Below are 13,751 nucleotides of genomic sequence, written 5' to 3'. Positions count from 1 at the left end.
GCGGTCGTGGAAAAGCGACTGCTCGGCCGCTCGGGACTGCGCGTCTCGCGGATGGCGCTCGGCACCATGACCTGGGGTGGCGACACCGACGCGGAGGAGGCGGCCAGCCAGCTGGTCGCCTTCGTCGACGCCGGCGGCACCCTGGTGGACACGGCCGACATCTACGGCGAAGGCGAGAGCGAGCGGGTGCTCGGCTCGCTGCTCGGTGACCTCGTCCCCCGGGAAGACGTCGTCCTCGCGACGAAAGCGGTCGCCAAGCGCACCGACGGCCCGTTCGGCGGCGGCGCCTCCCGCGGTGCCCTGCTCGGCGCGCTCGACGGCTCCCTGAAACGGCTCGGCACCGACCACATCGACCTGTGGCAGCTGCACGCCTGGGACGGCTGCGTGCCCCTCGCCGAGACCCTGTCCGCCCTCGAGTACGCCGTGACCAGCGGGAAGGTCCGCTACGTCGGGGTCTCGAACTACGCGGGCTGGCAGCTGGCGACGGCCGCCGCCGGCGCCGCACCGGCCGCCCCGATCGTCTCCACCCAGGTCGAGTACTCGCTGCTCGAACGCGGCGTCGACCGCGAAGTCGTACCCGCCGCCGAGCACCACGGCATCGGGCTGCTGCCGTGGGCGCCGCTCGGCCGCGGCGTGCTCACCGGCAAGTACCGCTCCGGCACGCCCGCCGACTCGCGCGGCGCGAACAGCGCCTACGCCGGCTACGTCGAGCACCACCGCACCGACCGCGCCGCCCGGATCGTGCAGGCGGTCGCCACCGCCGCCGACGGGCTGGGTACCTCTCCGCTGGCCGTCGCGCTGGCCTGGGTCCGCGACCGCCCCGGCGTCGTCGCGCCGGTCGTCGGCGCGCGGGACACCGGTCAGCTCACCGGTTCGCTGACCGCCGAGGGCATCACCCTGCCGCCCGCCATCCGGTCCGCGCTCGACGACGTCAGCGCGATCGAGGTCGGCTACCCCGAGCGCTGGCCGCGGTAGGTGTCTGTTGGGTGACACGGACGTGACGGCGAGGGGATCAAGGAGCATGCTGGTGAAGACCAACCACCGAGGAACAACCGGAGGCCACAGCGTGGGTCGGCTCACCGCCGTGTCGTGGATCGCGCTCCCGCTCGCCGGTGCCATGGTGCTCTCGGGCTGCTCTTCGGCGAAGTCGACCGGCGACGAGCTGCAGATCGTGGCGAACCCGCAGGCCGCGCGCCCGGCGGTCTCCCCCGCGGTGAGCGTGAAACCCGCCGGGCAGGTCCTGCCCGGCGGCGCCGTTTCCGCCCTCGCCGTCGACGCGAAGACCTCGACCCTCGTCGTGGCGCTTTCCGAGCCGCCGTCGTTGCGGCTCTACGACCTGAACGCCCTCGCGTCCGCCCCGGTGAATATGCCGTTATACGGCAAGGCGGAGAAGCTGACCGTGACGCCGGGGCGGGTGGAGATCGCGGAGCCGGGTGCGGGTGTGGTGCAGGAGCTGAGGCTGCCCGAGCGGGCGCTGACCGAGACGAAGACCGGCGGGATGCCGGCGTCGAGCATCGCGTTCGGCGCGGACCGGCTGGTCGCGATGGGCGACGGCAAGGACCTCCGGCTGCTGCCGGTGAGCGGTCCGGCGCGGACGATCGGCGGGCAGCTCTACAGCGCCGACGACGTCGTCGACACCGGGGACGGCGTGGTGGTGCTGGACCGGCTGCGGACGGCGGTGTTCTCGGTGGACGTCGCGGCGGGCAAGGTCAACGAAGGCTTGCGGGCGGGCGACGGTGCCGCGAACGCCGTGGCGGACTCCTACGGGCGGGTGCTGGTGACCGACGCCCGGGCGGGCGCGCTGCTGGCGTTCTCGGCCGGGCCGCTGATCCTGCGGCAGCGCTACCCGGTGCCGGGTGGCGCGTACGGGATCGCCTACGACGCGAAGCGGAGCCTGGCCTGGGTGACGCTGACCGAACGCAACGAAGTGGTCGGGTTCGACGTCCGCGGCGGCGAACCCGTCGAGAAGTACCGGTTCCCCACCGTGCGCCAGCCGGACTCGGTCGGGGTGGACGAGAGCAGCGGCCGCGTGCTCGTCGGCTCGGCCGCCGGAGAAGGGACCCAGGTGATCCAGCCATGACGACGGTCAGCGAGGCGGTGGTCGAAGGGGATTGGGAGTACCGCCGCCTGCACCTCCCCCCGGGTGTGTCCCGGCGTGCGGCGGCGATCCAGCTCTCCATCCACGCGGAGTTCGCGGGCTGGGAACTGCGCACCGTGCGGCTCTACGCCGACGGCACGCGCAGGGTCTGGTTGCGCCGCAAGAAGACCAAGGAGAGCCTGCCCGGCGGTCTCCCGACCTAGCCGAACACCCGGTTCAGCCACTCGCTCCAGGTCTTCTCCTCGGCCTCGGCGTCCGCGCCCGGGGTGAAGACGTGGTGGGCCGCGACCATCGGGCCGTGGAAGCCCTCCATGAAGCGGATCATCGCGTCCGGGGTCCGGATTCCCACCGTCTGGTCGTTGGCCGCGTAGACGACGCCGCCGAGTGACACCCGGTCGCCGACCGCGGGTCTCGCGGGCAGTCCCAGCGCCGTTCCGAGCCGCGCCCACGCCTCGTCCCAGTCCCCCACCGGCGGTCCGAACACCGTGACCGGGACCGCCGTGCGGCCGGCGAAGTGCGTGACGTACTCGACGAGCGTGCGGAAGAACAGCGCGCCGCCCGCGGTCATCGCCTCGAACTCGTCCTCCCAGTCGTCGCCGGGCAGGAAGCCGCTGGTGACGCACCGGACGACCGAGCTGCCGCCGTCCCGGCCCTCGACGAGGAACTCGTAGGCGATCGTCCGCCCGTCCGGCGCCGGGTCGCTGCCGTAGACGAGCTTCTCCAGCGGCTCCCATTCGCGGATGCGGTACTCGGGCCGATACCCGCCGAACGCGCCGCGGACCACGCCGCCGGTGCCGCCCTCGACCTCGTTGCGGCCCATGAACCACGAGTCGATGCCCGGCCCGGTGGCGATGGCTTCCCACACCTGCTCCGGCGTCGCGCCGACCTCGGCGACGTCGGTCAGCTCGAACTCACGCCCCACTGGCGGTCTCCTCCGGGATGCTCGGGTGGACGGCGACGACCACCCGGTAGCCGCGGCCCTTCTCGGCCGCTTCGTCGTGGTACTTGCCCACCAGCGTGGTGACCGCCGTGGTCAGCTCCTCCGCGAACGCGGCCCGGTCGGCGGGCGAGGCGAACCGCACTTCACCGTCGAGCGCGAAGGTCGCGACCCGCTGCTTCGCCTTGGCCGCGCCGGTGATGAGCAGGCCGACGTCCCGCACCAGCCGGCCGGCCACCGCGAGCAGCCACCGGGCCGAGAGCCGGTCGGGCGACTGCGCGGGGTCGGGCTGGACCGCGGCGAGCGCGGCCGGCGAAATGACGTACGAGGCCGCGGTCGCCCGCATCATCCGCTCGGTGACGTTGCCCTTCCGCCGCTCCTCGACCAGCTCCACCAGGCCGTGCGCCTCCAGCGCGCGCAGGTGGTAGTTGACCTTCTGGCGCGGCAGGTCCACCCGGGCCGCGAGCATCGTCGCGGACGCGGGTTCGGCCAGCTCGGCCAGCAGCCGCGCGCGGATCGGGTCCAGCGACACCTCGGCCGCGGCCGGGTCTTCGATCACCGCCACGGAGAACATGCGCTCAGCTTCGTACCGAACAGAGAAGTTGTCAAGAACTCTCGTCTTGTCGGTGGCTGGCGTTGACCAGGGCGACCACCCGCGGCAGCACCTGCGCCGCGGCCTCCAGCGGGACGACGTGCCCGACGCCCGGCAGCACCACGGCGGTCCCGTCGTCGAGCCCGCCGGCCCACTGCTCGACGTCGGAGGCCCGCACGATCCGGTCCCGCTCCCCCACGATCGCCGTCACCGGCACCCCGCTCACCTGCGCCAGCGCCGCGTCGCGCGCGTAGGCGTCCAGTGCCGGGCGGAAGAGCGAGACGGTGTGCGGCCAGTTGCCGCGGATCATCTTCACGGTCAGCTCGACCAGCTCCGGGTCCGGGTCGTCGCCGAAGAGCCACCAGCGCAGGCCCGCGCTGACCGCCCGGCTGGTGTGCTCGCGCACGACGCCGAACAGCTTCGAGCCGAGTACCGCTTCGAGGTCGCGCGCCAGCTTCCCCAGCGCGCTGGGCCAGGCCGCCGACACCTCGGTGGCCAGCGTCCCCGACGACGTCGCCAGCAGCACCAGGCCGGACACCCGCGCGGCGAACAGCTCAGGGTGCCGCTGGGACAGCGACATGATCGCCAGGCCGCCCATGTCGTGGCCGACGAGCACCACCCGCCCGTCCGGCACTTCGCGCCCGAGCAGCTCGGCGAGGTCGTCCCCGAGCTGCGCCATGGTCGCGGTGCCGCGCCGCGCCCGCCCGGAACCGCCGTGGCCGCGCTGGTCGTAGGTCAGCACGGCCACCGGCCCCTCGGCCGCGTCCGGGACCAGCGGCGCGATCCGGCCCCAGCTGCGCTGGTCGAGCGCGTAGCCGTGGACGAACACGACGGTCACCGGCGCGGCCGGGTCGCCCCTGCGGATGAGCTGCAGGGACGTTCCGTCGGCGAGCGCGAAGCCGGTCATCAGGACGTGCGCAGGAACCGGTCCAGCACGCGGGTGCCGAACTTCAGCGCCTCGACCGGGACCCGCTCGTCGACGCCGTGGAAGAGTGCCGAGAAGTCGAGGTCCGCGGGCAGCTTCAGCGGCGCGAAGCCGAAGTTGCGGATGCCGAGCTGCTGGAACGACTTGGCGTCGGTGCCGCCGGAGAGCATGTACGGCAGCGTCTTCGCCCCCGGGTCTTCGGCCAGCACCGCGGCGGTCATCGCGTCGACGAGCGCGCCGTCGAACGTCGTCTCGACCGGCGGCAGCTCCATCCACTCCTTCTCGATGTCCGGGCCGAGCAGCTCGTCGAGCTCGCGGTCGAAGGCCTCGAGCCGGCCCGGCAGGATCCGGCAGTCGACCGCGGCCTCGGCGACCGACGGGATGACGTTCGACTTGTACCCGGCGGTCAGCATGGTCGGGTTGGCGGTGTCGCGCAGGGTCGCGCCGATCATCCGGGAGATGTTGCCCAGCTTGGCGACCGAGCCTTCGAGGTCGTCCTCCGGGAAGTCCCAGCCGGTGATCTCGGTGACGCCGGCGAGGAACTCCTTCACGGATTCGGTGAGCACCAGCGGGAAGCGGTGGTTGCCGAGCTTCGCGACGGCCTCGGCGAGCTTGGTGACGGCGTTGTCGCGGTGGATCATCGACCCGTGGCCGGCGGTGCCGCGCACGCGCAGCTTCATCCAGCGGATGCCCTTCTCCGCCGTCTCGATGAGGTAGGCGCGGACGTCGTCCTTGAGCGTGATCGAGAAGCCGCCGACCTCGCTGATCGCCTCGGTGACACCCTCGAACAGCTCCGGCCGGTTCTCGACCAGCCACTGCGCGCCGTACTTGCCGCCGGCCTCTTCGTCGGCGAGGAAGGCGAAGACGAGGTCCCGCGGCGGCACCACGTCGTTCAGCTTGTAGTGCCGGGCCAGCGCGAGCGCCATCCCGCACATGTCCTTCATGTCGACCGCGCCGCGGCCCCAGACGTAGTCGTCCTGGACCGCACCGGAGAACGGGTGGACCGACCACTCCGACGGGTCCGCGGGCACGGCGTCGAGGTGCCCGTGGATCAGCAGCCCACCCCGGGACCGATCGGCGCCTTCGAGCCGGACGATCACGTTGTGCCGGTTCTTCCCGCCCGACTCGACGTAGGTGATCTCGTAGCCGGCGTCGGTCAGCTTCTCCGCGACGTACTCGGCCGCCGCCCGCTCACCGACCAGCGTGTCGGGATCCCCGGTGTTGGTGGTGTCGATCCGGATGAGCTCACTGGTCAGCGTGACGGCCTCGGCCGCGGCGGCTTCGATGGTGTTCGGTTCGGTCACCGGCCATTCCTATCACCCGGATGGCCGGGTGCGCTGGCCGCGCGCCTGCTGGGACGGCCAGCGGGCCCCGGTGGAGCCGCCGAGGCTCCTGAGCACCGGACTCAGAGGCAGGTGCCGGTGCCCGTGGCGTCGATCCAGACCGTGATCTCGTTTTCCCCGCCGCCGGCCGGGTCGGTGGCGACCACCCGCAACGAATGCGCGCCGACCGTCAGATCACCGGGTGCCATGATCGCGCCCTGCTGGAAGTAGTACGCCTCGTCGAACTCGAAGCGGCCCGGGTCCAGGAACCGCTTGACCGACGTACGCTCGGTGGCCAGCGGGGAGCCGTCGAGGAAGAACTCCAGCCGTACGGCGTCCGATTCCGCCTTGGCGTTCTGCATGGTGAACGACTTGTCCCCGCCGCTGATTTCCGCCACCAGGATGACGTGCCAGTCGTCCTGGCAGTAGTGGCGGCCGTCCACCGACGGCAGCACGCGAATGGACACCCGCCCGTCGATGTCGGCCGGCGAGCCACCGCCGACCACGTGGTGGTTCCGGATGGCGGCTCCGCCGGCACCGCTCGCGCGCAGGACGGCTTCCGCGTCGCCGCGGCTGGTCCGCCCGGGAGCCGCGTCGGCCGGCGCGGAAGTCATCGCCCCGGCGATGCCCAGCAATCCGGCGACAGCGACCACCTCGAGGGCGACGCCGATCGGACGATTCGCGTGACAAAAGAACGGTTTCATCGGACCTCCTCGGCAGGCGAGTGCCATCGGAATCGCCTGCGCCGGCGGCCGAGTTACGGATTACACCCCGGCGAGCCGAACGTGACGGAATCGAGACCGCTGCTGTAACACGGGATCCCATCACCACGACCCTTCAAACCACACTCGCCGGATATTCGAGCGGCAACGCAGGAGTTGACCATGACACAGTTCTGGAACTTCCTGAACAAGATCATCCTCAGCGATGTCTCACTCAAGTTGACCGCCTTCATCATCGCAGCCGTTCTTGTTCGTTTATTTCGCGAACCCCTGCTTTCCCTGGCCAGAAATCTGTTGAAGCGGCTACCGGAAGCAGCCGAGTCGCTGCTGCGACGCAGCGCGGACCAGCTTTACCCCAGCTGGAGAAGCAGAGCCGGGCTGTCACGTCGCGACACCACCCTGGAGTGGAGGCTGGATGCCGTTCGGAAGGCATGGCGGCCAGGCTTCTTCATCCTCGGCGGCGTCTACCTGGACCTCATGGTCCAGCCGATCAGCGTCAAGCGCCTCGACAACTACGAATACAGCACACTCGATCAGATCCGGTACGATTGCGGCGGGTCGGCGTGCTACGTCGGCCATTACCTGCACCAGAACTTCGACCACCGGAGCTATCTGTACTCCCGGCTCGGCGAACAGACCGCACTCAGCGACGAGCTGCGCGGTAAACTGAGCGAGGAAAAGTGGATCAGGCGTGCCCACTACCAAAATGATGCGCACGCGCAATCAGGCGTTTCCCTGCATCTGCTGCAGGCGGACAGTTCATACCGCACGACGTTCACCCACAAAGGAGCTTTGGGCGGTTTCAACTGGGAACCACTCCTGAGCAAGATGGTCAAGAAGACCAGTCGCGGGGGCGTCCTGCACATATCGGGCTACTTCAGAACCGGGCTCCACAGGGAGCTCTGCCATGCCCTCGAGAACTTGTCGCCGAACCTTCTCGTCTGCGTCGACCACGGCCGGTTCCTGCCCGAAGACCACCAAGGCGCCGCGAACGCCCTGCTCGAGGCGTTCAACCGGAGGCTGATCGACCTGTACATCTGCACCCTCCCCGAGCTCTGCCGGCTGATGGCGACGGCCGACGTCGAGGCCGACGCCCAAGCCACGCCGGAGGAGACCCTGCAGAAGTTCGCAGCGAGCGGGAAGCTCCCCCGGGTCACGATCGTCCGTGGCCACGCGGCCGCGGAGGCGACTTCGGCGCACATCGTTCTGGACAACGAGCTGCTGCCGGCCGTTTCGGTGACCCCGGGACTCCCGCCGGCGCGAGACGTGCCCGGCCGCAACAATGCGTTCAACGCCGCCGTGATGCACTACCTGACCGAAGGGCTCACCGGGGCGCCCATCGCCGAATCGATCAGCGTCGTCGTCCGGCAGGCGCTCGAGTCGTGGATCAGGACAGCCCGCGGAACGGGTCTGATGACGAATTGGCGAGCGAAGTGAGCAGCGTCCGCCGTCTCGGCTGAAGGTCGGAGTGCCCGAAACTCCCCCGCCGCTGCCCCGGAGTCAGTAATACGTATCACTCCCTTGACCTAGCCCACTCCACAATGCCACCGTCACGGCACACTTCGACGACGAAGGAGCCGCCATGACCCTCACCCGCCGCGGCCTGCTGGCCGGAACCGCCGCGCTCGGTGCGGCCGCGCTGCTGCCCGGGGCCGCGACCGCGGCGCCGGCCGGTTTCCCGGACTACCGCTACCAGCGGCTCGCCCTCGTGAAGAGCAAGCTGCGGTACAACCCGACCGGTGAACTCATCTTCCCCTGCGTGCGCGGCACCGCCGGCCGCATCCCGGGCGCGCTCGGCGCGTACTACCTCTACTACGCCCCGCACGACGCGCCCGGCGGGATCTGCCTGGCGTACGCGAACTCCCTCGACGAGGAGTTCACCGAGTACGCCGGTAACCCGATCATCGGGAACTCGTGGCCGGGTGAGTACTCGGTCAGCCACGTCTCCTCCCCGCACGCCCTGTGGAACGACGACGTCAAGCGGCTCTACCTGTACTTCCACGGCGAGAACACCGTGACGCGGCTGGCCAGTTCGGCCGACGGCATCCACTTCACCTACGAAAAGGAGGTCCTCTCGACGCGGCTGCAGCCCGCCGGCACCACCGAAACGTCCTACGCGCGGGTGTTCCGCCACGACCTGCCGGCGAAGAACGCCCGGTACGTCATGGTCTTCATGCTCAACAACACCACCAACCACCGCGACATCGGCTGGGGCTGGTCGGCCGACGCGCGGACGTGGACGTTCTCGCAGACGCCGCTGGTGCGGCACACCGACGTCGGCGCGTCGGACATCGGCGGCCCGCACCTGCTGGAGCGGAACAACAGCACGTACGTCGTGTACAACACCGACATCGCCCACGGCGGGAAGCTGATGATCACCGAGGTCGGCACCGACTTCTCCAAGCGCGACCACCTCGGGGTGTTCCACGCCCCGCTGGCCGGGGCGCCGGACAACGGGCGGTGCGCGGCGCCGAGCTTCGGGACCTACCAGGGCCGCGAGTACATGATCTACGAAGCCGGCGCGCGGCTCGCCGGGAACATCGCCATCGCCCGCGCGGTCTGACTGTGCCGTCGGTTCCCGGGTGGCAGGATGCGGCCATGCTCTCGTTGCCCCTCGACGGCGTCACCGTCGTGTCCTGCGAACAGGCGGTCGCCGCGCCGCTGGCCACCCGGCACCTCGCCGACCTCGGGGCCCGGGTGCTCAAGGTCGAACGGCCGGGCGGCGGCGACTTCGCCCGCGCCTACGACGAAACCGTGCACGGCCTGTCCAGCCACTTCGTGTGGCTCAACCGGTCGAAGGAGAGCATCACCCTCGACCTCAAGAGCGACGCGGCGGGCGAGGTGATGGCGGCCCTGCTGGACCGGGCCGACGTCTTCGTGCAGAACTTCGCCCCCGGTGTAGCCGAGCGGCTCGGCCTCGGCGCGGCGGAGCTCCGCGCGTCCCGGCCGCGGCTGATCACGTGCTCGGTGTCGGGGTACGGCTCGAGCGGGCCCTACCGCGATGCGAAGGCGTACGACCTGCTCATCCAGTCCGAAGCCGGGCTGGTTTCGGTGACCGGGTCGGAGACGGAGCCGGCCAAGAGCGGCATCCCGGCCGCGGACATCGGCGCCGGGATGTACGCCTTCTCCGGCATCCTGTCCGCGCTCTACGACCGGGAGCGCACCGGACAGGGCACCGAGCTGGAGGTCAGCCTGTTCGACTCGCTCGTCGAGTGGATGGGATTTCCGCTCTACTACGCCGGTTACGGCGGGACGCCGCCACCGCGGACCGGCACCAGCCACCCCGCGATCGCGCCCTACGGCACCTTCGCCGCGGGGGACGGGACCGAGCTGGTGCTGGCGGTGCAGAACGACCGCGAGTGGGCCGCGTTCTGCGAGCACGCGGTCCGGCGGCCGGAGTGGGTGACCGACGAGCGGTTCGCGACCGGCAGCGCCCGCGTCGCGAACCGGCCCGCGCTGGAACGGGAGATCGACGCGGTCTTCGCCGGGCTGACCGGCACCGAGCTGGCGGAGAGGCTGACGGCGGGCCGGATCGCGCACGCCCGCCGCCGCGAGCTGCCCGACGTCCTGGCCCACCCGCAGCTGACGGCGCGAGACCGGTTCGCGGACGTGGCGACGCCGGCCGGGCCGATCCGCGCGACGCTGCCGCCGATCACCGTCGCCGGCCGGGCGCCCCGGATGGACCCGGTACCGGACGTGGGCGAGCACACCGACGCGGTGCTGGCGGAGTTCGGCTTCGACGCGGAAGCGTTGCGGCGCCGGGGAGCCGTGTAGCGCCTACTCCCCCAGGATGCGGCGGGCCCGGGCGAGCACCGGCTTGTCCACCATCTTCCCGTCCACAGTGGACACCGAAGCGCCCGCCGTGACGACCCGGCGCGCCCACTCGCGTTCGGCGTCGGTCGGCGCGAACCCCGCGCGCACCGCGGCGATCTGCCGCGGGTGGACGCACAGCTTGCCGCCGAAACCCAGGCGGCGCGCGTACCGGACGTCGGCGGCCAGCCGGTCGTCGTCGCGCAGGTCCGTGGTGACGCCGTCCACCGGCGGTGCGAGCCCGGCCGCCGCCGACGCGATCACCAGCCGCGACCGCGCGTAGGCGAACGGCTCCGGGTCTTCGGGCTCGACACCGAGTTCCGCCGCCAGGTCGACGGTGCCGAACGCCAGCCGCGACACCGACGGCACCGCCGCCAGCTCACCGGCGCGCTCGACGCCCCGCGCGGTTTCGACGAGGGCCACGACTTCACGGAACCCGGCGAGCACTCCCGGCGTCTCGGCCTTCGGCACCATGACGGGCACACCGCGCGCGGCCACGAAAGCGGCATCGGCCTCGAACCACGGGGTGCCCGGGGCGTTGATCCGGACCGTCGCCGTGCCGCCCGCGGCCAGCCACGCGCCGACCGCCTCGCGAGCGGTGTCCTTGTCCGCCGGGGCGACCGCGTCCTCGAGGTCGAGGAGCACGACGTCCGCACCGCTGGTCACGGCCTTGCCGAAGCGGTCGGGCCGGTCGCCGGGCACGAACAGGAACGTCCTCGCGGTCATGGTGCCCCGAAGGTATCAAAGGCGGCTGAGGCGTTCGCGCTGGACCAGCGGCTTACGGCCTGGACGCGGTGGCGGAACTCCGGGGGTAAGGGCCCGCCCCGGCCGGAGTGCGTGTTCACCCGATGCGGGCGGGGCGGCCTCAGCACGATCGTGGGCTCCATCATCCGACGGAGTGAGGGATCGACATGCGAGGCGACTGGATCTACGACTGGGCCAAGGTGGAGATGGAGTATCGGGCCGGCCCGGCCCCGGTGGCTGCGGGGCCGCGCCGTCCGTCGAAGCTGTGGCAAGGCTTGCGCGCGGGGCTGTTCCCGGGGCGGCGGCCGGAGCAGCTCCGAGCCGCGACCGAGCGCTGAGGCAGCTCGCACGGGTGAGCGGTCGGTCGACGCGATCATGGCGCACCGGGTGTGCGAGCGGTCATGGTGCCGGGCCGCGGGCCGGAGCACGGGCCGGCCACCGCTCTATTCGTAACGCTGCGAAGCGAAAGCCCGATTCACAAGCGTGAGATGGTTGATCGGATTGCTGTCGCTTGCATCAATAGGCATCGCGATATGGGCAGCCGTACCAACTGATGCCGACACCACCCTGGGGACAGGTGACGCGCCGCCCGCTGGTTCGCCGAACAGGTACGACGGCCTGGTGGAGATCACCATAAACCAAGTTGATCTGCGGGCCGGCACAATGCGAGCCAACGGCCGTATCGAGCTCGACGTCCGTCGGTGGAACGATTCTCTCACAGAGATCGGCCAAGAAAACGTCGACGTCGAGTTTGCTGCAGCAGAAGACGAGTACGGCGAAGGGAGAGTTTCCAGCGCAACACGTTTTCACCTTGACAGGAATTCGGTTTCCGCGGGCATTCCGTCTTTCGTACTCCCGCTCACCGGCTACCCCGCGTCGTACCCGTTCGATGAGTACATTTCCACCTTCCGGCTTCATGCCAGGGTAGCCAACCGCAAGGAGCTGGCCCTGGCGGTATCCGAAGTGAAGTTCAATTCCAGTGTCAACGACTGGGTTTTCGACAAGACTTTGAGAAGCGACCACCTGACCGCAACGTTTGACGGCAACCCGACGGCGGTTCCAAATCTCGACAGAGACGTGCGCATCACCTTCGGCCGGAACCAGGAGAACTTGGCCTATGTGCTCAGCATATTCCTGCTGCCCATCGTGTTGATCGCGAGCTATGTCTTATCGCGTTATCGCCTGGGACGAACCGCGAAGGACGCGCGAACCAGTCCCCTCGAACTTGCTGCGGCGCTTCTCGCAATAGTAACTCTTCGGCAAGTTCTCGTGCCGGCGGATGTCGCCGGTTTTACCATGCTCGACAAGCTGTTCGGCATCCAAGCGGCGATCATCATCGCGGTAGCCGCCATCTCGCACGTGACACCGGAAAGTCAGGAATCCGAGGGCGGGTGACCATGAAGCTTGCGCAGATCGACGTCCGTCACGCGTGCGCCTCGAGGAACTCCAGCAGGTGCGGGTTCACCGCCGGCGCGTGGGTGAAGCTGAGGAAGTGGGCGCCGTCCTCGACGACGACCAGGGGCTCGGCCGCGGGGAGCGCGGCGGCCAGCTCCGCCGCCCGCTCGACCGGGTAGGCGAGGTCCGCCGAGCCGTGCAGGACCAGTGCCGGGCACGAGATCTCGCCCGCTCGCGCCAGCACGGCGTCCCGGTCGACGAGCGCGTTCATGGCCGGCGTCAGCTGGGCAGGCGGCACCGAGGCCCAGTGCTCGATCCAGTCCGGCGCCGCGAAGTCGCCGAAGCAGATGCGGGCGACGCCGTCGAGCACCGCGGGCGGGGCGCCGCCGGTCACCCAGGCGTCCAGCACCGCCCGGTAGCCGGCCGCGACGGTGGGGTCTTCCGCGGCCGCCGAGGTGCCGAGCACCGCGATGGCGCTGATCCGCGCCGGGGCGAGCAGCGCCAGCCGCAGCGCGACGAATCCGCCTTGGCTCGTCCCGACGACCGCCGCGCGCTCGACGCCGAGGTGGTCGAGCACGCCCAGCACGTCCCGGGCGACGTCCCAGTAGTCGAACGGGCCGTCGGCGGGGGTGCCGCCGTGCCCGCGCTCGTCGACGGTGACGCACCGGAAGCCCTCGAGCGCCGCCCGCTGCGGGGCGAACATCCGGCCGTCCATCAGGAAGCTGTGCAGGAGCACCACCACCGCGCCCTGGCCACCGTGGTCGGTGTAGGCCACTTCCCGCCCGCCGATGAGCGTCATCGCACCTCCGGATCCCTCAGCCGGCGAACCGGCCGATCGCCACGAACGCCGCCAGCACGAGCAGCACGGCGTTCATCGGCAGCGCCTTCGTTTCCTTGCGCCGTGCGTGCACGATGATCGCACCGATCTGGACCACCGCCAGTCCGGTGGCGGCCAGCGGGGTCAGCACCGGCGCGACGCCGAGCGCCCAGGGCAGGATCAGCCCGAGCGCGCCGAGGATCTCCACCGCGCCGATGCCCTTCACCGCCGCCTCGGAGAAGTCCGCCGTCCAGCCCATGTTCGGGTTCTCCAGCAGCTTCGCGCGCGGGGTCGCGAGCTTCATGCCCCCGGCGGCGAGGTACAGCGCGGCGAGCACACCAGCCACTACCCACAGGACGACGTTCACGATGACCTCCGGTCCGAAGAAA

General features: G+C 70.6%; 16 protein-coding genes. 8 read left to right on the top strand and 8 right to left on the bottom strand.

Annotation, left to right across the window (positions count from 1 at the left end):
• Window positions 1-6: 6 nt before the first annotated feature.
• The 3 genes from AB5J73_RS36020 to AB5J73_RS36010 all read left to right on the top strand — a co-directional run bounded on the left by AB5J73_RS36020 (window position 7) and on the right by AB5J73_RS36010 (window position 2,301).
• Window positions 7-975, top strand: coding sequence for an aldo/keto reductase (locus tag AB5J73_RS36020; protein ID WP_370963281.1), 969 nt, complete (start codon window positions 7-9; stop codon window positions 973-975).
• A gap of 91 nt (window positions 976-1,066) precedes the next feature.
• A complete protein-coding gene (locus AB5J73_RS36015) occupies window positions 1,067-2,080 on the top strand; it encodes a YncE family protein (RefSeq protein WP_370963280.1) in 1,014 nt (337 codons plus the stop codon).
• Entirely contained in the window at window positions 2,077-2,301 is a 225-nt protein-coding gene (locus tag AB5J73_RS36010; RefSeq protein WP_247023397.1) for a DUF5703 family protein, read from the top strand. Before AB5J73_RS36015 ends, AB5J73_RS36010 begins: the two co-directional genes overlap by 4 nt.
• Here AB5J73_RS36010 and AB5J73_RS36005 read toward each other — a convergent pair.
• The 5 genes from AB5J73_RS36005 to AB5J73_RS35985 all read right to left on the bottom strand — a co-directional run bounded on the left by AB5J73_RS36005 (window position 2,298) and on the right by AB5J73_RS35985 (window position 6,578).
• Window positions 2,298-3,020 carry an SRPBCC domain-containing protein gene (locus AB5J73_RS36005; RefSeq protein WP_370963279.1) on the bottom strand — a complete coding sequence of 241 codons (723 nt, stop codon included), beginning with the start codon at window positions 3,018-3,020 and terminating at the stop codon, window positions 2,298-2,300. The two genes, AB5J73_RS36010 and AB5J73_RS36005, sit on opposite strands and share 4 nt — an antisense overlap.
• Complete coding sequence (locus AB5J73_RS36000) at window positions 3,010-3,609, bottom strand: ArsR/SmtB family transcription factor (protein ID WP_370963278.1); 600 nt, start codon at window positions 3,607-3,609, stop codon at window positions 3,010-3,012. Before AB5J73_RS36000 ends, AB5J73_RS36005 begins: the two co-directional genes overlap by 11 nt.
• A gap of 31 nt (window positions 3,610-3,640) precedes the next feature.
• Window positions 3,641-4,534 (bottom strand): alpha/beta fold hydrolase, encoded by an 894-nt coding sequence (locus AB5J73_RS35995; protein ID WP_370963277.1) that lies wholly within the window; start codon window positions 4,532-4,534, stop codon window positions 3,641-3,643.
• On the bottom strand, window positions 4,534-5,856 hold the full coding sequence (locus tag AB5J73_RS35990; protein WP_370963276.1) for a M20/M25/M40 family metallo-hydrolase: 1,323 nt from the start codon (window positions 5,854-5,856) through the stop codon (window positions 4,534-4,536). The genes AB5J73_RS35995 and AB5J73_RS35990 overlap by 1 nt, the downstream gene beginning before the upstream one ends.
• A 101-nt stretch (window positions 5,857-5,957) precedes the next feature.
• Window positions 5,958-6,578, bottom strand: a complete 621-nt coding sequence (locus tag AB5J73_RS35985) for a hypothetical protein (protein ID WP_370963275.1) — start codon at window positions 6,576-6,578, stop codon at window positions 5,958-5,960.
• Between the two features lie 180 nt (window positions 6,579-6,758).
• Between AB5J73_RS35985 and AB5J73_RS35980 the strand changes: the two genes are divergently transcribed.
• The 3 genes from AB5J73_RS35980 to AB5J73_RS35970 all read left to right on the top strand — a co-directional run bounded on the left by AB5J73_RS35980 (window position 6,759) and on the right by AB5J73_RS35970 (window position 10,370).
• Complete coding sequence (locus AB5J73_RS35980; protein WP_370963274.1) at window positions 6,759-8,033, top strand: hypothetical protein; 1,275 nt, start codon at window positions 6,759-6,761, stop codon at window positions 8,031-8,033.
• Window positions 8,034-8,178: 145 nt separating this feature from the next.
• Complete coding sequence (locus AB5J73_RS35975) at window positions 8,179-9,159, top strand: hypothetical protein (RefSeq protein WP_370963273.1); 981 nt, start codon at window positions 8,179-8,181, stop codon at window positions 9,157-9,159.
• 35 nt (window positions 9,160-9,194) lie between these two features.
• Window positions 9,195-10,370: a CaiB/BaiF CoA transferase family protein gene (locus AB5J73_RS35970; protein WP_370963272.1), complete on the top strand. Its 1,176-nt coding sequence runs from the start codon at window positions 9,195-9,197 to the stop codon at window positions 10,368-10,370.
• 3 nt (window positions 10,371-10,373) lie between these two features.
• On the opposite strand, the gene AB5J73_RS35965 is transcribed toward AB5J73_RS35970, so the two are convergent.
• Window positions 10,374-11,132, bottom strand: a complete 759-nt coding sequence (locus AB5J73_RS35965; protein WP_370963271.1) for a CoA ester lyase — start codon at window positions 11,130-11,132, stop codon at window positions 10,374-10,376.
• A gap of 185 nt (window positions 11,133-11,317) precedes the next feature.
• Here AB5J73_RS35965 and AB5J73_RS35960 point away from each other — a divergent pair, with 185 nt between their 5' ends.
• Both AB5J73_RS35960 and AB5J73_RS35955 read left to right on the top strand, forming a co-directional pair.
• Entirely contained in the window at window positions 11,318-11,488 is a 171-nt protein-coding gene (locus AB5J73_RS35960) for a hypothetical protein (RefSeq protein ID WP_370963270.1), read from the top strand.
• A 154-nt stretch (window positions 11,489-11,642) separates the two neighbouring features.
• Window positions 11,643-12,545 carry a DUF4436 family protein gene (locus tag AB5J73_RS35955; protein WP_370963269.1) on the top strand — a complete coding sequence of 301 codons (903 nt, stop codon included), beginning with the start codon at window positions 11,643-11,645 and terminating at the stop codon, window positions 12,543-12,545.
• Window positions 12,546-12,573: 28 nt separating this feature from the next.
• On the opposite strand, the gene AB5J73_RS35950 is transcribed toward AB5J73_RS35955, so the two are convergent.
• Window positions 12,574-13,344, bottom strand: a complete 771-nt coding sequence (locus AB5J73_RS35950) for an alpha/beta fold hydrolase (RefSeq protein WP_370963268.1) — start codon at window positions 13,342-13,344, stop codon at window positions 12,574-12,576.
• Between the two features lie 16 nt (window positions 13,345-13,360).
• Window positions 13,361-13,729, bottom strand: coding sequence for a DoxX family protein (locus AB5J73_RS35945; RefSeq protein WP_370963267.1), 369 nt, complete (start codon window positions 13,727-13,729; stop codon window positions 13,361-13,363).
• Between the last annotated feature and the right edge of the window lie 22 nt (window positions 13,730-13,751).

The sequence above is a fragment of the Amycolatopsis sp. cg9 genome, from assembly GCF_041346945.1.
GTDB lineage: Bacteria > Actinomycetota > Actinomycetes > Mycobacteriales > Pseudonocardiaceae > Amycolatopsis.
Note: the sequence above shows the minus strand (reverse complement) of the source record. Positions and strands in the feature narration are given on the sequence as shown.